18 protein-coding genes are annotated in these 16,171 nt (G+C 59.8%); 10 read left to right on the top strand and 8 right to left on the bottom strand.

Features of this window, described 5'->3' with window-relative positions; translation table 11 throughout:
* Both psb35 and NW841_RS01670 read right to left on the bottom strand, forming a co-directional pair.
* Nucleotides 1-266: photosystem II assembly protein Psb35 (gene psb35, locus NW841_RS01675; RefSeq protein WP_414385076.1), on the bottom strand; the 266-nt coding region annotated here is incomplete at its 3' end.
* Between the two features lie 88 nt (nt 267-354).
* Nucleotides 355-573 carry a hypothetical protein gene (locus tag NW841_RS01670; protein ID WP_414364163.1) on the bottom strand — a complete coding sequence of 73 codons (219 nt, stop codon included), beginning with the start codon at nt 571-573 and terminating at the stop codon, nt 355-357.
* A gap of 143 nt (nt 574-716) precedes the next feature.
* Between NW841_RS01670 and NW841_RS01665 the strand changes: the two genes are divergently transcribed.
* Both NW841_RS01665 and NW841_RS01660 read left to right on the top strand, forming a co-directional pair.
* Entirely contained in the window at nt 717-2,006 is a 1,290-nt protein-coding gene (locus NW841_RS01665) for a cysteine desulfurase (RefSeq protein ID WP_414385074.1), read from the top strand.
* Between the two features lie 82 nt (nt 2,007-2,088).
* A complete protein-coding gene (locus NW841_RS01660; RefSeq protein ID WP_414385073.1) occupies nt 2,089-3,204 on the top strand; it encodes an aldo/keto reductase in 1,116 nt (371 codons plus the stop codon).
* A 19-nt stretch (nt 3,205-3,223) separates the two neighbouring features.
* Here the strand turns inward: NW841_RS01660 and NW841_RS01655 are convergent, their stop codons facing one another.
* Entirely contained in the window at nt 3,224-3,607 is a 384-nt protein-coding gene (locus tag NW841_RS01655) for a hypothetical protein (protein WP_414364166.1), read from the bottom strand.
* A 127-nt stretch (nt 3,608-3,734) separates the two neighbouring features.
* Here NW841_RS01655 and NW841_RS01650 point away from each other — a divergent pair, with 127 nt between their 5' ends.
* From NW841_RS01650 to tpiA, 3 genes are all read left to right on the top strand, one after another.
* Nucleotides 3,735-4,412, top strand: coding sequence for a hypothetical protein (locus NW841_RS01650; RefSeq protein WP_414370457.1), 678 nt, complete (start codon nt 3,735-3,737; stop codon nt 4,410-4,412).
* An 18-nt stretch (nt 4,413-4,430) separates the two neighbouring features.
* On the top strand, nt 4,431-5,150 hold the full coding sequence (locus NW841_RS01645) for a hypothetical protein (protein WP_414385072.1): 720 nt from the start codon (nt 4,431-4,433) through the stop codon (nt 5,148-5,150).
* 92 nt (nt 5,151-5,242) lie between these two features.
* On the top strand, nt 5,243-6,007 hold the full coding sequence (tpiA, locus tag NW841_RS01640) for a triose-phosphate isomerase (RefSeq protein WP_414385071.1): 765 nt from the start codon (nt 5,243-5,245) through the stop codon (nt 6,005-6,007).
* Nucleotides 6,008-6,012: 5 nt separating this feature from the next.
* Here the strand turns inward: tpiA and treY are convergent, their stop codons facing one another.
* The gene (gene treY, locus NW841_RS01635) at nt 6,013-8,814 is read right to left on the bottom strand and encodes a malto-oligosyltrehalose synthase (RefSeq protein WP_414385070.1); all 2,802 of its coding nucleotides are present in this window, start codon (nt 8,812-8,814) and stop codon (nt 6,013-6,015) included.
* A 173-nt stretch (nt 8,815-8,987) separates the two neighbouring features.
* Between treY and NW841_RS01630 the strand changes: the two genes are divergently transcribed.
* From NW841_RS01630 to NW841_RS01615, 4 genes are all read left to right on the top strand, one after another.
* Nucleotides 8,988-9,227, top strand: a complete 240-nt coding sequence (locus NW841_RS01630) for a hypothetical protein (RefSeq protein WP_414364171.1) — start codon at nt 8,988-8,990, stop codon at nt 9,225-9,227.
* A 134-nt stretch (nt 9,228-9,361) separates the two neighbouring features.
* On the top strand, nt 9,362-9,517 hold the full coding sequence (locus tag NW841_RS01625; RefSeq protein ID WP_414385068.1) for a hypothetical protein: 156 nt from the start codon (nt 9,362-9,364) through the stop codon (nt 9,515-9,517).
* A gap of 26 nt (nt 9,518-9,543) precedes the next feature.
* The gene (locus tag NW841_RS01620; RefSeq protein ID WP_414364173.1) at nt 9,544-10,407 is read left to right on the top strand and encodes a M48 family metallopeptidase; all 864 of its coding nucleotides are present in this window, start codon (nt 9,544-9,546) and stop codon (nt 10,405-10,407) included.
* 9 nt (nt 10,408-10,416) lie between these two features.
* Complete coding sequence (locus tag NW841_RS01615) at nt 10,417-11,328, top strand: carbohydrate kinase family protein (protein ID WP_414364174.1); 912 nt, start codon at nt 10,417-10,419, stop codon at nt 11,326-11,328.
* Between the two features lie 3 nt (nt 11,329-11,331).
* Here the strand turns inward: NW841_RS01615 and NW841_RS01610 are convergent, their stop codons facing one another.
* The 4 genes from NW841_RS01610 to pyrR all read right to left on the bottom strand — a co-directional run bounded on the left by NW841_RS01610 (nt 11,332) and on the right by pyrR (nt 15,364).
* Nucleotides 11,332-13,056: an ABC transporter ATP-binding protein gene (locus NW841_RS01610; RefSeq protein WP_414376436.1), complete on the bottom strand. Its 1,725-nt coding sequence runs from the start codon at nt 13,054-13,056 to the stop codon at nt 11,332-11,334.
* 104 nt (nt 13,057-13,160) lie between these two features.
* Nucleotides 13,161-13,715 (bottom strand): metal-binding protein, encoded by a 555-nt coding sequence (locus tag NW841_RS01605; RefSeq protein WP_414385066.1) that lies wholly within the window; start codon nt 13,713-13,715, stop codon nt 13,161-13,163.
* A gap of 66 nt (nt 13,716-13,781) precedes the next feature.
* A complete protein-coding gene (locus NW841_RS01600; RefSeq protein WP_414385063.1) occupies nt 13,782-14,753 on the bottom strand; it encodes a putative 2-dehydropantoate 2-reductase in 972 nt (323 codons plus the stop codon).
* Nucleotides 14,754-14,809: 56 nt separating this feature from the next.
* Nucleotides 14,810-15,364, bottom strand: coding sequence for a bifunctional pyr operon transcriptional regulator/uracil phosphoribosyltransferase PyrR (gene pyrR, locus NW841_RS01595; RefSeq protein WP_414385062.1), 555 nt, complete (start codon nt 15,362-15,364; stop codon nt 14,810-14,812).
* A gap of 140 nt (nt 15,365-15,504) precedes the next feature.
* On the opposite strand from pyrR, the gene NW841_RS01590 reads away from it, so the two are divergent.
* The gene (locus tag NW841_RS01590) at nt 15,505-16,035 is read left to right on the top strand and encodes a pentapeptide repeat-containing protein (RefSeq protein ID WP_414364179.1); all 531 of its coding nucleotides are present in this window, start codon (nt 15,505-15,507) and stop codon (nt 16,033-16,035) included.
* Nucleotides 16,036-16,171: the final 136 nt, after the last annotated feature.

Here is a 16,171-nt window from a genome sequence, read left to right as displayed (position 1 = left end):
CTGTGGCCTACCAGCGCTTCCACTGCAATGCTGATGGCAAATCCCAGCATGGCCAAACGCCCGTTCCACCGCTCAGCTTGCTCAGTCCAGCCAATTTCCCACGTGGGCGGAACCTCATACTGAGGCACGTATCGCGGACGAGCAGCACCCTCCCAGCCCGCAGGGCGCTTGGAGTTGAAGAAAGCTATTGAACCGAGGACAACAGCCGCCACCAGCCCGCTCACCATAACGGCAATGTAGGGAAGGAAGGGATTGTCGAGTCTCATCGGCCTGTTCCGTTAAGTCAAAAAGTCAACCGCTTGGGCAAGTCCCTAGACCTAGGCAAGACGCCCGACCTGGTGCTGGCGTACTGAACTATTGCAGTCCCAGCCACTGGGCGAGAGTGGTGGCGAAAACACTGTGGCCCACCAGCGCCTCTGTAGCAACGCTAATCACCAAACCCACCATGGCTAGGCGACCATTCCAACGCTCCGCCTGCTCTGTCCAGCCCGGGATCCAGTCGTTGGTGGTGTCGTAGTATTGGGCCACAGAAGCGGAGTCGAGGCGGGAAGGGATCCTAGGAGAGGATTGCATAGGTGATGCCTTGTAACTGGATGTAAACAAACTTAACATCAAATTACAGTCCGTGACAACTCTCTTCTGCCGGCAAGGGAGAGTTTTCGGGGCGGCTGGCCAGAGCAATGCCATACTGAGGGAGGTAGGCTTCTGCGCAGACTATGGCGGTATCCCCTCTTTCTTCTCCCAAGCTGGAACAGGCTTTTGACACCGCTGCCGACCTAGCTGCCCAGGTGCGGTTGGATTTTCCAATCCTGCAGCGCCAGATCAACGGCCAGCCGCTCATCTACTTTGACAACGCGGCCACTTCTCAGAAGCCGCTGGCGGTTTTGCAGGCAATGGATCACTACTACCGCCACAGCAACGCCAACGTACACCGGGGGGTGCATACCCTGGGCAACGAAGCTACGGAGGCCTACGAGGGGGCGCGGGAGAAGATTGCCCGCTTTGTCCATGCGCCTTCCCCGCAGGAGCTCATCTACACCCGCAACGCCAGTGAGGCCATTAACTTGGTGGCCTACAGTTGGGGCATGAGCACCTTAGAGCGGGGGGATGAGATTATCCTGTCGGTGATGGAGCACCACAGCAATTTGATCCCCTGGCAATTCGTGGCTCAGAAGACGGGGGCCTGCCTCAAGTTCATCCGCATCACGGCCGAGGGTGAGTTGGATCTGGAGCACTACCGCTCTTTACTCGGCAATCGCACCCGGCTGGTGGCGGTGACCCACGTCTCCAACATGCTGGGATCCATTAACCCTGTTCAGGAGGTGATTGCGCTAGCCCATCACTATGGGGCTAAGGTGCTTCTGGATGCCTGTCAAAGTGTGCCCCACATGCCAGTGGATGTGCAGGCCCTGGATTGCGATTGGCTGGCCTTTTCTGGCCATAAGATGTGCGGTCCCACAGGCATTGGGGTGCTCTACGGCAAACGGGAGCTGCTGCGGGCCATGCCGCCCTTTTTGGGTGGGGGCGAGATGATTGCCGAGGTGGACTGGGATCACGCCACCTATGCCGATATCCCCCACAAGTTTGAGGCAGGCACACCGGCCATTGCCCAAGCGGTGGGTTTGGGGGCAGCCGTCGACTACTTAAGCCAGATTGGGCTAGAGCGCGTGCATGCCCATGAGCAAAAGCTAACCGCTCGCCTTCTGGAAGGGATCCAGCGCCTTCCAGGCATTACAGTCTATGGTCCCAAGGATCCGGCGCGCCGGGCAGGGCTGGTCAGCTTTGCGGTGGAGGGCATTCACCCCCACGATCTGTCCACGCTGCTGGATGAGCAGGGGATTGCCATCCGGGCTGGCCACCACTGCACCCAGCCGCTACACCGCCACTTGCAGGTGCAGTCGACAGCCCGGGCCAGCGTTTACCTCTACAACACCCTGGCCGAGGTGGATCGCTTCCTGGAGGTGCTGGCAGAGGCGGTGGCGTTTTTCAGAGAAGCCTTGGGGTAAAGGTGCGGGGGGTCCATCGCCGAGGAAGTCGATGCTGAGCTCACATCGCCCAGCTGAGCCGGAAAGCGGGGGGAGCTCCCCAATGCTCTACCGCCGCTTTGGGCGCACGCAGCAGCTCATGTCGGCTTTTTCTTTGGGCAGTATGCGCCTGGTCAACGTGCCACCAGAACAGGCCCAGACCACGGTGGCAGCGGCGCTAGAAGCAGGGATCAACCACCTAGAAACGGCGCAGGCCTACGGCCAGGCCGAGGTGCTTTTGGGGGAAATCTTGCAGAGTCTGGCGGTGCCGCGGCAGCGCTTGATCCTAACCACCAAGCTCACGCCTGGCGAGAGGCTGCGGGAACGGCTGGAGGGATCCCTGCAGCGGCTGCGGGTGGAGTACTTGGATCAGTTTGCCTTCCACGGCATCAACCTACCCGAACACCTGGAGTGGGTACTGCAGGAGGGCTTGCCGCTCCTTAGGCAGGCGCAGCAGGAGGGCCTGGTGCGCTACATCGGCTTTTCCACCCATGGATCCCTGGAGCTAATCCTGCAGGCCATCCAGACAGGCCATTTTGACTTTGTGAATTTGCACTACCACTTTTTCCAGCAGCGCAATGCCGCGGCCCTGGAGGCGGCAGCCCAGCAGGATATGGGGGTGTTCATCATCTCCCCCGCCGACAAGGGGGGGATGCTCTACCGCCCGCCCCAGCGCCTGCAGGAGAGCTGTGCGCCCTTTAGCCCCTTGGAGTTTGCCTACCGCTTTTTGCTGGCGGATCCCCGTATCCATACCCTTAGTCTGGGCGTTACCCATCCCAGCGAGCTGCAGACAGCCCTGGCAGCCCTGCGGGATCCCGAGCGTTGGTGGACAGAGGGCCTGCAGGTGCAGGAGCGGCTGCGCCAAGCAGAGCAAGAACGCCTGGGATCCAGTCGCTGTAGCCAGTGCTATGCCTGCTTGCCCTGCCCAGAAGGGATCCACATCCCAGAGGTGCTGCGGCTGCGCAACTTGGCCCTTGCCCATGAGATGACCGAGTTTGCCCAGTACCGCTACAACATGTTTGGCCAGGCGGGGCACTGGTTTCCAGGAGTGCCTGCCGACCGCTGCAGCGAGTGCGGCGACTGTCTGCCCCGCTGTCCGGAGCACCTGCCGATCCCAGAGTTGTTGGCGGAAACTCACCGCCTTTTGCACCGCTCTCCCATCCGGCGGCTGTGGGAGTGAGAGAGGGGAGTTCAAGACTCTAGCGCCGTTTGCCGCGCAGGGTTTTGGCGCGGTTGTGTACCTGTCTCACGAACAAGGGCAGTAGCTGTTCCTGAATGTAGGCAAAGGCTGCCGGGAGGCCTTCTCTTTCGTAGATGAGGCCGATTTCTGCTTCCACCTGGGTGGGATCCCGGAGAGCCGACAAAAATTGGTTGGAAGTGAGCCAGGTGAAGAGTTCGGCGCGGCTAAGATCGCAGCCGGGAGGGGAAGGCACCTGCCAGTCGGGCGGTGGGCCGAGCAACCACTGGCGGGCAAATAGGCTCAGCACTGCATCTCCCAGCCACGCCTTGTCCCGCCGAGATCCCTCGTCCAACTGGGTCACCTGCTGTCTGATGGTCGAAGAAAATTGGGATCCGGGCACCATGGGAGCTTGGCAGCACTTAGGAGGAGCGGCAAGGGCAGCAGAGCTTCCCTGTCTCATTCTAAGATGGGGTCTGGCCCACCCTCAGCAGGTAAAGGGGTGGAGTTGGATGTTTTGAGGATCCCAGGGCATGTTGTTGGAGCTCACCCCAGAAGAGTGCGAGTCGGTGATCCCGCTGGTGCCTACGCGGCTCCAGTACGCAGCTTACTGGAGCGATGCCCTCAACAGCGTAGGCCGGATCATTACAGCCATTTTGGTGGGCGTAGCGCTGCTGGTGCTGTCTCGCGCTTTTGGCGAGGGATCCTTCCTGGGGGCGGTCTCCTTTCTGGCGGGGTTTCTCTCGTTGCTCTATCCCTTTCTGTGGGGGCCGCTGTACACCATCTCCCGCCGGCAGCTAGCCTTTCGCGAGATCCCGTACGGAGGACTGTTTTTTGGGCAGGTGTTGAGCACCCGCCGCTATGAGGTGGTGGTGGAAGAGCGGGAAAAGGTAGGTGAAGACGGGCAACTCTATATCGAAGAAGTGCGCGAGCGCCAGTTTGAGATGGAAATTGGCGATGAAACAGGAGTCCTCTACCGAGTGCGGGCCAGGGACGATCCCCGCTACCGGCGAATTGTTAAAAAACAATCGGTGCTGGCGCTGGTGAAGGCCTATTCGCGCGATCTGCGGCGCCGGCCGACCTTGAGCGAAGTCTACGTGGTCAAGCTAGGGGAATGGGTGGGAGATGTCTCCTATCTGGATCGGGAGGCGTTTTTGGAGTTGGCCGACGAGCTGCTGGCGCTCGAGCTAGGACCGGAGGCAAAAGCATAGGGAGGTCGGAGGCAAGCGATGTCGGAGGCTGGAATCACCCGCGCAGCTTGGATCGTGGCGGCCTTGGTGGTGTCGGCGGCCCTGGGGCCGCGGTTGGCTCTACCTTTGTCTGGGATGGTGGGCTTGGTGATTGTCGAACAAGTGGCCTTTGGGGGGCGGCTCTCAGGGTTGCTGGGCGCGCTCCTGGATTGGGCTTCTCCAGCCTATCGGCAGCGGGTCATCCGCCACGAGGCAGGACACCTTTTGGTGGCCCACCTGCTAGGGATCCCCTTGCGCGGCTACGTGCTCGGCCCCTGGCAGGCTTTCCGACACGGGATCCCCGGCTACGGCGGAGTGGAGCTGGATCAAGCCCCCATGCGCACCTGGGAAGCCCAGGGAGGCCTCTCCTGGGCAGATCTAGAGCGCTACGGCCTGTTTTGGATGGCAGGGGCTGCCGCGGAGTCTCTCCAGTATGGCCAAGTGGTGGGGGATGAGGAGGATAGACAACAGTTGGCCAAGCTGCTGGCAGGGATCCCGGCAGCCCAGCCCTTGACCTCTGCGGCTCAAATGAGGGCCTACATCAACCGCTTTCTCCGCCAGAGCCAGGCCTTGTTGCAAGCTCACCCCGAAGCCTATGCCGTTGCCGTCCGGCACCTAGAGCAGGGATCCCCCCTCCAAGACTGCCTAGCTGCCCTTGCGGCCAGCTTGGAGGAGCGGCGTCAACAACCTCCCTCGCCCTCTTCTGAAACCTCTTGCTGATACACTGTGACATACGAAAAAAGCTCGGGATCCCCCTTGCTCGGGATCCCGGCGATTGACTATATCGTTGTGTCGCTTAGGGAGGATCCGTCTTGCGCCCCATCCTCATTGCCGGCAACTGGAAAATGCACAAGACTCAGGCTGAGGCTCGCCAGTTTCTGCGCGAGTTTCGTCCAGCCCTGCAAGCCTCGTCTGCAGGGGTGAGGCCGCAGCGGCAGATCATTCTCTGCGTGCCCTTCACAGACCTGGCTGTGGTGGTAGAAGAAACGCGGGGATCCGGCATTGCTGTGGGAGCCCAGAACCTGCACTGGGAGGATCAAGGGGCGTTTACGGGAGAGATCTCCGGCCCCATGCTGGCAGAGCTGGGGGTGCGCTACGTGATCGTCGGCCACAGCGAGCGGCGGCAATACTTTGGCGAAACCGATGAAACCGTCAACTGGCGCTTGGCAGCGGCCCAGCGGCACAGGCTCACTCCTATCCTCTGTGTGGGGGAAAGCTTGCAACAGCGGGAACAGGGCCTAACCGAGTCCTGGATTGTGGGACAGTTGGATCGCGCCTTGCCAGGGATCGGTCTGCAAAACCTCGTGATTGCCTACGAGCCAATCTGGGCAATTGGCACGGGGAAAACCTGTGCAGCGGCTGAGGCCAACCGCGTCATTGGCCTTATCCGCCAGCATCTGGGTGCCGACCACCTGCCCATCCTCTACGGTGGCTCCGTTAAAGCCAGCAATATTGACGAGCTGATGGCCCAGCCGCAGATTGATGGTGTCCTGGTGGGGGGCGCTAGCCTCGATCCCCAAGAGTTTGCCCGCATTGTCAACTTCCAGACCCTAACCCCTGCTGCAGCGGCTCCCTAGGCTCCTCAGCGAGATTGCCCCCACAGCAGAGCCACTGGGAAAGACTTGAGGACGGCGCCCACCGGCAAGGTGTCGCCAGCTGGGATCCCTTCTTGGGTGAGGCCGTTCACCCAGTCCAGCCGCTTCCAGCGCGGCAGTTGAATTTCCGTATCTTTCCAAACCAATTCCCCTAGGGGATCCTGCGTCTCGTCAATTAAGGAGGTTAAGAAGCGGGGGGCCACCACCAGGACGACTTGTTTGTCGTGCTGACGGGCAAAAGCGATGACGTGGTTGGCATAGGAGCCGCTTACTTGCAGGGGGATATAGCTGCCTTCCAGAAACAGTTGCGGCTGTTCCTGACGGCCCTTTAGCACCTGATGGATGAGAAACAGCTTAATGCGGCCGTCGTGGCGGTGGAGCAGAAGATCCTGGATCAGTTGCAGGGAATCCTGCTTAATTCGCCGCTGGATTTCCTCGAGGTAAGCTAGGCGACGGGAAAAGTCCACGGGCCGACGATTGTCGGGATCTACCATACTGAGATCCCACAGCTCCGTGCCCTGGTAGATATCCGGGATCCCAGGGCTGGTGAGCTTCAGCAGGGTTTGAGAGAGAGAGTTAAAGATGCCAAAGTGGGCAATTTTGCGCTGAAAGGGCAGGAAAGACTCCAGGAAGGGGCTTGAGGACTGCAGGATCTGATCGATGAAAGCAAGGGTGGCTTCTTCATATTCGGTATCGGGGCGAAGCCAGGCGGTGTGAACTTTGGCTTCCCGAACCGCTTTAATGGCGTAGTCTTTAACTCGCTGGATAAAGGTGGGAACTTCCTCCGGCTGAAAGGGATAGGAGCCGATCAGGGTCTGATAAAGAAAATACTCGTCGTTGCGATCCGGCAGCTCCAAACGCTTCGCTTGCTTGCTGCGGACTTTGTAGCCAAGATTCAACTCATGCCAGAGTTTAATGTGCTTCTCCCACTCGGCGGGGATTTCCGAGAGCACATTCAGGCGGGCCCGCACATCCTCGCCGCGTTTGGTGTCATGGGTGGAGGAAGCATTCATTGAGAAGGGCCACTGGGCTGCTCGTTCTTGGTTAAAGCGATGGAACTCTTGGACAGAAATGCCAAAACGACACAGATCCCCACCCACTTCGTTTAGGGATAGCAGCCGATTGTAAACATAGAAGGCCGTATCCTCTACCCCTTTGGCCATGAGAGGGCCGGCCAACTGTTGCAGCCGCATAGCAAAGTAGATTTGCTCGTTTTTCTCTTCCTCTGAGACGTTTTCAGGGAACTCAAGGCAGAGAAAGCGCTGCAGGAAATTCAGCTCGTTGACCAGAATGGGCAGGTTCTCCTTAGCTTTCTCTACAGCTTGACGGATAGCCTGTTGACCTTCTGGGCTGAGGATCCCTTCATGGATGTAGACTCGGTAAACTGGGAAACACACCAAAACCTCTGCCAGGGCTCGGCGCAAGCTGTAGAGGGTAAAGTCGTTGGCGTAGCGGTGATGGCTGGTAATCTGCTTGAGCAAAAAAGCAAGGTTGTCCATGTCCCCCGCCAGGTTGCGCTCGATAATCAGCCGTTTTTTATCTTCGATAACTTGTTCTGGTGACTGTTGTAGGTTGGTGAAATCTTGATACAGAGCACTGAAGGATTCTGCATTCTCCGATTGGCAAAAGATGCCATTAAGCTTAGCTAAAAAGTCGTAACCCGTTGTGCCTTGAACTGGCCATTGCTGAGGTAGCTTCTCATTAGCTTCTAGTATTTTTTCTACCACGATGTAGAGATCTGGGCAGCGTTCTCGCAGACGATGGAGATACTCCTCTGGGTTAAATAAGCCATCGATGTGGTCAATGCGTAAGCCCGTAAAGCGCCCCTGTTCTGAAAGCTTGAGGATGAGCTGATGTGTTTTGCGAAATACTTCGCGATCTTCCATCCGCAGCGAGATCAGATCGTTGATGGTAAAAAAACGACGATAATTGATCTCCTCAGCACCCACCTTCCAGAAAGAAAGGCGGAAGTTTTGTCGCGCCAAAAGGCTGTCCAACAAGTCAAAGCTTGAGGGATCCCCTGGCTTGCCGTTAAAAATGGCAATGTTCTCGTCAAAAAAGTTCTGAATATGTTGGCTAGAGGTGTAGAGCTCCCATAGGGAGTGCTTGGCAAAGTTAATCTGATCGGTGCGCTCTAGAAGATCTTCTTTGCTAGGGATGAATTTAAGACTGAAGAGGATCCCGAGTAATTTGATGTAATCGGGATGGCTGCGTCCTAGTTTTCGTCTTAGTTTGCCCAAGTTGTAGGTAAAAACATCGGCATAGGTATCAATATTTAGAGGAAATCTCAAGTTATAGTAGTTGATGCTAAGGCCATCAGCGTCGTAACGGAGCTGGATTTGTCCAGACTCCAAGCATTTATCGTAGAAGTCACCCAAAAAAGGTGCCAAGATCCTTCCCTTAATACCTAGATAAGAATGGTTCCAGTTGACATCAAAGTAATCGATGAAGTCTGAGTTAGGGCCACTTTCCAAAACATCCATTAACATTTGATTTTGGCCGTCGTAGGCCATGTGGTTGGGCACAATGTCTTGGATCCAGCCGATTCCCTGCCGGTTGAGGGTTTCCCACAAGAGTTCAAACTTTTCACTCCCCCCTAGCTCCACGTTGATCTGCCTGGGATCCACGACGTCGTAGCCATGGGTGCTGCCCTTGCGGGCCTGAAAGATGGGAGAAGCATACAGATCGCTGATGCCCAGCAACTTCAGGTAGGGGACAATTTGCCGCGCTGCCTCAAAGTCAAATCCAGCGTGAAACTGAATGCGATAGGTGGAAGTCGGGATCCGCATGGCGACCTCAAAACGACGACAAGGTGGCTCAGCCCATGACCAGAAGGGATGTTTCCAGGGTAGCGGCTAAGATCGGGGGATCCTGGATAAAGATCGGCCAGACCCTAGATAGGTGTTCAGGGGCACAAGAGTGCCCAAGTGCAGACAATGATGCTAAACCAGGCAGCGGCGAGATGGGCAACGATTGTTCTCCTGCCCGTCTGCGTCTGATGCAGCAACGCCTGGAGGAGATTTTGCTGGAGGCCAGCAGCTCCCAGCCCCAGGTCAGCCTGGAGATCCCTGCTCCTCCCAGTCCGGATCCCTTGGCGGCTCCTCTGCCAGCCCATACTTTTCTCAATGGGCAACTGCCGTTGACGGTGACGCCGACCCCTGCCGAGGCCTACGCCACTTCTCAGCCGGCGGCTTTGGCGTGAGTTTGGGCAGAGCGGTTACAGAAGGCCCTGGACTGGGCGGGGAGCCAGCAGCGGCTGTTTTTCGCCTTGAACCTACCGGAGCAATCGGTTGGGCAGGGGCGGCTCTATCGCCGATAATGGGCGGCTGGTTACCGATGGAACGCGCATCGGGAATCATGTCGTGGATTGGGAGATCCCTTTTGGGTGAGGATCCCTTGGGGTTTTCCCATCAGCCGGTGCTGCCGGATCCCCCGCCGGAGCGGCTATTTTTGTTAAACCGCCTGCGTCAGTTTATGCCCTACGAGTTGTGACCCTAAGCGTTTTTCTACGGCCTCCTATGTCTTCTATGCCATCCACACCAACCCTTCCCCGCGAGCCCCGCATCCTGTTGGGCCTGCGGGCTGACCAGTTTCGCCATCCTGTGGATCTGCAGGCAACCCGCTCCTTGCAGCAGGTGCCGGGGCTGGGCCTGCTGATTCAGAATTTGCTCGGCTCGACGGCAGGGGAGATCTTTTATCTGGATAACATCGCCTCGAGCATTCAAATTAACGAGCACCAGTTGCCGGAAATTCACCAGCTTCTGGTGCAGGCCTGTCGCATCCTGGATCTCGAAGTGCCCCAGCTCTACGTGCGCCAAAATCCCGTGCCCAACGCTTACACTTTTGCCATGCAAGGAAAAAAGCCTTTTATCGTTTTGCACAGCTCTCTGCTGGACTTGCTGGAGCCGCCGGAAATTCAAGCCGTGATTGCCCACGAGCTGGGCCACCTCAAGTGCAACCACGGCGTCTACTTGACAATGGCCAACCTTCTCATGCTCTCGACCAGTTTGCTCCCCTTCGGCGGGCTGTTCTATCAGGCGCTGCAGGATCAACTGCTGCACTGGCTGCGCTGTGCCGAGTTTACCTGCGACCGGGCGGCGCTGCTGGTTACCCAGGATGCAAGAACGGTGATCTCGGTGCTGATGAAACTGTGCGGCGGCTCGCCGCAGTTGGCCGCCAAGCTCAATGTGGATGCTTTTCTGGAGCAGGCCCGCACCTACGAGGAGCTGGACGACGATCTCTGGCAGCTTGAGCTGAAGCAGATGCAGACCATCGGGCGCACCCACCCGCTGCCGGTGCTGCGAGCTCGGGAAATTGAGCGCTGGTTCCGCAGCAATACTTACCGGCAAATCCTGGAGCAGCACGGCTCGACTGCTGCCTGAGAGGCCAGGATGGCTCCCCTCGGAGTGACCTCTGGCCTCCCCCTGATTGTGGGGGAGACCCTTTTCGATTGTTTCCCAGACAAGGTGGTGCTGGGCGGGGCAGCTTTGAATGTGGCTTGGAACCTCAAAGGGCTAGGAGCCGATCCCCTCTTGCTCAGCCGCGTCGGCCAGGATGAGGCGGCAGAAAGGATGCTGGCAGCGCTGCGGCAGCAGGGGCTGCGTCTGGAAGGGCTGCAGCGGGATCCGGTTCACCCCACCGGCCAAGTCCGGGTCACGCTGGATGGGGAGGGGATCCCGACCTTCGCCATCTTGCCCGACCAAGCCTACGACTACATCCAGTTGGACAGGGCAGCTCTGCAAGCCCTCCGCCCCAGCCTGATCTACCGGGGCAGCTTGGCGGCGCGTCGAGAAGCAGCCCATCGCCATTTTCAGGAGACCCTTGCCACTGTGGGCTGTCCGGTGTTTTTGGACCTCAATCTGCGGGATCCCTGGTGGCACCCAGGCCCCATCCGGGAAATGCTGCGCACCTGCGCTTGGCTGAAGCTGAACCAAGAGGAGCTGGAGCAGGTGGTGCAGCTAGAAAGCATCCCCGCTGGCAAGGTGGAGGAACAGGGGCAGGCCTTGCGGGCGCGGTTGAATCTAAAGGGCTTGTTCCTAACGCTGGGGGCGGCAGGTGCATTCCTGTTCACCGCTGGGGGGGTGTATCGGGGGGAGCCGGTGCCGGTGCCGCGGCTGGTGGATACGGTGGGGGCAGGAGATGCCTTCAGCGCGGTGGCCATTCTGGGCCTGCTGCAGGGATGGCCAGAGGCGGTGTTGCTGCAACGGGCGGTGGAGTTTGCGGCGGCCATCTGTGGAGTTGCGGGGGGTGCCCCCCCAGATCCGGCGTTCTATCGCCCCTTCCGGCAGGCGTGGGGGCTTTAGAAGCTACTGGAACTGGCGCCAGTGGAACTGGGCGTAGCGCCCCCCCTTGCTCAGTAACTCGCGATGATTGCCCTCCTCCAACAGTTGCCCCTGCTCGAGGACGAAAATGCGATGGGCGCTGCGCACCGTAGAAAGGCGGTGGGCGATAACAAAGACTGTGCAGCGTTGCATCAGCCGTTGCAGAGCCTCTTGCACCAAGGCCTCCGATTCGTTATCCAGGGCGGAGGTGGCCTCGTCCAGGATCAGGATCTTGGGGTTGAGCAACAGGGCGCGGGCAATGGCCAACCGCTGCCGCTGGCCGCCGGAGAGGGTAACTCCGCGCTCTCCAACACGGGTGGCGTAGCCATCGGGCAGGCTCTCGATGAAGCTGTCGATGTTGGCCACACGGGCCGCCTGCCGCACCGCTTCCAGGTCAAAGTCCTCTTGGCCGTAGGCGATGTTGCTGGCGATGGTGCCGGAAAACAGGGTAATCTCCTGGGGCACGATGCCGATCTGGCGGCGCAGGCTCTTGAGGGTGACGGTGCGGATGTCGATGCCGTCGATGCGGATGCAGCCTTCCTGGGGATCGTAGAAGCGCGGGATCAGGTTGACCAGGGTGGACTTGCCGGCGCCGGAGGATCCCACCAGGGCGACAATCTCGCCGGGGGCCACCTGGAAGCTGATCCGTTTGAGCACCGGCTGATCTGGTTTGTAGGCAAAGGAAACCTGCTCGAACTCCACCCAGCCCTGAATGGGGGGCATGGGACGAGCACCGGGCAACTCCCGCACCTGGGAGCGGGTATCCAGCAGCTCGAAGATCCGCTCCACCGAGGCTTCCCCCTGTTTCAGCTCGCTGTAGTTGTTGGTGATGTGGACGATGGGGTCGATCAACATGGCCACCCCGGCAATAAAGCCAAGAAACTGGCTGCCGGTTAGGTTGCCCTCGCTGATCTGCCAGCCGCCCACCCAAAACACTCCCAACACGCTCATGGCGTACAGAAAGCCCACCACCGGGTCTTGGATAGCTTTAACCTGTTCGGTTTGAAAGCGGGCCAGGCGGTTGTTCTCGGCCATGGCGCTGAAGCGGCGGATCTCGTATTCCTCAGCAGCAAAGGCGCGGGTGAGGCTGATGCCGGCAAAGGCCTCGGTTAGGAGAGAGGACAGGTCGGACATGCTCTCCTGGTTGAGGCGGGAGCGCAGCAGCAGCCGATCCCCAAACCAACTAATCAAGGCGCCCATCAGGGGGGCAATCACCAGGGTGGTCAAGGTGAGGATGCCGTTGAGGTAGAACAGGTAGGCCACCACCGCCAAGATGGTGAGCACGCTGGGGATGAAGCGGTGGAAAAAACGCTGCACCACTTCGCCCACCCGATCCAGATCGCCGGTGAGGCGGTAGACCAGGTCGCCAGTGCGGCTGCCGGAAAAGTAGTCCACATCCAAACCCTGCAAATGGGCGTAGAGCCGTTGCCGCAATTCCAATACCATTTGCAAAGAGGCCCTGGCCATAAGGGTGTCCTGGCCGTACTGGAAGGCGCCGCGCACCAGAAAAAACACCACCCCGATCAAGGCCAAGATCCGCAGTTGTCCCAGATCCCCTGCGCCGATGGAGCGGGCCACCCACTCGATCAAGTAGGCGAGGGCAGGCATGGTGAGGACAAAGCCAAGGGTACAGGCCAGCCCCAGCAGCAACATCCACAGATGGGGCCGAATGAAGGGAAAAAGGCGGCGATAGCTACGACCCGGATGCACAGATCTCAGAAGAAAAGACTTCTGCCCCAATCAGCTTACCGGATCGGGCCCCAAGCGGCTGCTGGGATCCCTGGCTAGCGGGGCTGTCTCCCAGACGGCTCTGGCTAGCCTAACTTTTGCCCATACCTGGTAAGGGGGGATCCCCTTCTTCGACGGCGTCTGCGCCAACGTCGCCAGCGGGAGACCAGGCAATCGCTGAGGCTGTGGTTCATCGAACCCAGCTCCAGCCCCATCCCCACCCAAAGCAGCATCTCTGCGTGCGCATGCAACCCTTGCCAGAGGTTGTCCCGCCAGATATCCGGCTGCCACTGCCACCAACCCAGGCGGGATCCCAGCCAAGCTGCCGCCAAGCCCGCCCCCGCCACCCACAGGCCCAGGTAGAGCAGCCGCAGGGCAGTGCCGACAATCGGCCCGTGGGACCAGAAGGAGCGGTGGTGCAGCCAGCGGCGGTAGGGAAGCCAAATCCAGCGCAGGAACAGCCAGCGGCGATACTGGCGAGAGTCAGTGTCCAGATCCCCGGAAAACATCAGGCCGCTGAAGAGATAGGCGGATCCCACGGCCAGAGCTACGGCAGCGCTGTTGCCCAACAGGCCGGCTGCCAGAGTGACGCCGGGAGCTGTCCAGAGGGTGATGCGATCGTGGGTGGATCCCAGAGGCATGAAGCCAGCGCAGTAGGCCACTGCGGCTGAGTCTAGCCGCAGGAGGAGGAAAAAGCTTGCCCCGGCTCAAGTTGGCGAACCAACAGGGAGCCCTCGATTGAGGCGATCCAACACCTGCAACTGCCAGTAGAGCATCTCCACCCGCGGCATCTGAATCCCGCCTTGCTGGGCATAGCGGAGCGGGTTGGCAAAAATAGCCTCCAGTTCCAGGGGACGCTTGCGCTCGTAGTCAATCTTCATGCTGGTTCGGTAGGGGGCCATCTTCTCGGTGCTGGCCAGCATCTCGGGGATCAGGGTCTCCGGGAGGTGGCGGCCACAGGCGGCAGCCCCCTGGATCACCTCGTGCATCAGCGTTTCCGCCAAAGTGCGGGCCTCAGAGTCGCGGATCATTTGCTGGGTATCGGCATTGAAGATCACCGAGAGGCCGTTGAAGGGAATGTTCCAGACCAACTTCTGCCAGCGGGCCAACATCAGATCTGGAGAAAGGGAGGTCGGGATCCCGGCCCGTTGAAAATCCGCTTGAACTTGTTGAAGGCGAGGCGTGATCCCCTGGGGCGCATAGCCAGGGCCGTATTCCGCCAGCAGCACCGAGCCATAATCCAGATGACGGATGTGGCCGGGGCCAACTTTGTTGGAGCTGATGAAACAGAGGCCACCGATGATGCGCTCAGGGCCAACGCAGTTGGCAATCTCCGGCTCTGCCCCTAGTCCATTTTGCAGGAGGATCACCACACCCTTCTCGGCCAATACGGGCGGGAGCAACTGCGGCAGCAGGTGATTTTGGGTGGCTTTCAAAGCCACGATCACCCCTTCGCAAGGGGGCATGTCCTCCACTGCTGCGTAGGCATTCACCTGCGGCAAATGAAAATCCCCCCAGCAGGACTCTACCCACAGCCCTTGCTGGCGCACATGGTCGTAGTCGCTGTGGAGCAGAAAATGCACCGTGAAGCCAGCCTGTTGCAGTTTTGCCCCGTAAAACCCTCCCAGGGCGCCTGTGCCTAAGACAGCGTAGCGACGGGTTTCCGGCAACACAGTCATAGGGCGAAAGTCGGCGGATTATCCCCACCATACCGCACCCCAGGGGCGTCTCAGGCTCACTCTCTCCTGTTTTCCTCAGGCTTGGCGTCGATCAACAACACCCGCTCCTCGCCGTCGGTTTCCCGCAGGTGCACCTTGACGATCTGCTCAGGGGCCGTGGTTAGCTTGTGGCCCCAGTAGTCCGGTTGAATGGGAAACTGGCGGTGGCCGCGGTCGATCAACACAGCCAGGCGCACCCGCTCCGGTCGCCCAAAGTGGTTGAGGGCCTCCAGAGCCGCACGGACGGTGCGACCCCGGAAGAGCACATCGTCCACCAGCACCACTTCTTGGCCGGTCAGATCCCGCGGCAGCTCGCTGCGATTGGGAGTGCGCAGGCCGCCGGAGCCCAGGTCGTCGCGGAAGAAGGTGATGTCCAGCTCCCCTACCTGCGGTGGGCTCCTGAAGCCGGTGGCGATGCGATCCCGCAAGCGGTAGGCCAAGGGGACGCCGCGAGTGCGAATGCCGATCAACACCAGCCTGTCCAAGTGGGGGTGATCCCTGCCGATTGCGGTGGCCAGAGCGTCGATCAGCTCCGCTATCTGCTGCGCATTGAAAATCTCGACTGTGGACATGGGTCCCTGTCACCCCCTCGCCAGTTGGGACTCAGCTTATAAAAGCCCAAGTTAGCCCAATCTGCCGGTGGGATCCCCATCCGGTAGGATAAAAGTAAGAGCAGTCCCAAAGCCGTGGAGGTTTCCGGGAGGGATCCGCGATGTCTGTTGCTTGGCCGGCTTCTGGTTTGGTGAGACTGTCCTGGCTGACCCGTTTCCTGCGGGGTGCAGTGTTTTGCGGGCTGATCCTGTGCCTGGGCGTCGCCCTCTTGGGATCCCCGTCCTGGGCAGAAGACTACAGCAAGCGGGATCTGCAGGGGGCGAACTTTGCCGGACAAGACCTGAGCGGCTGGAAATTTCTCAAGGCCAACCTGCGGCAAAGCGATCTCAGCCACGTCAAAGCGGCAGGGGCGAATCTGTTTGGGGCCAACCTCAGCAGAGCCAACCTGCGGGGGGCCGATCTGCGCGGCGCCACCTTGGACATGGCCAATTTGCAAGGTGCCGACCTGCGGGAAGCCCAACTGCAGGACAGCATGATGTGGCTGGCGCGGGTGGAAGGGATCCAGATCGAGGGGGCGGATTTCACCAACGCCCTGATCCGGAAAGATGCCCTTGCCATCCTCTGCGAACGGGCCAGCGGCGTTAACCCCGTCACCGGTCGCGCCACCCGCGACACCCTCGCATGCGACTGATCCCTCACCCCCAGCCCCTCTCCCTGAGGGAGAGGGGGGATTGGCAGCCCAGCAAAGAGTCTCTGGGGTGGGGAATAGCTGTGGCTAGGGACTGGGGGCAGCCGCCTCAGAGCGGGTGGACTGGCGCTGAAACTGG

The sequence above is a fragment of the Synechococcus sp. H60.3 genome (assembly GCF_047462295.1).
GTDB lineage: Bacteria > Cyanobacteriota > Cyanobacteriia > Thermostichales > Thermostichaceae > Thermostichus.
The sequence above is the reverse complement of the archived record's forward strand: the minus strand, read 5'-3'. Positions and strand labels throughout refer to the sequence as shown.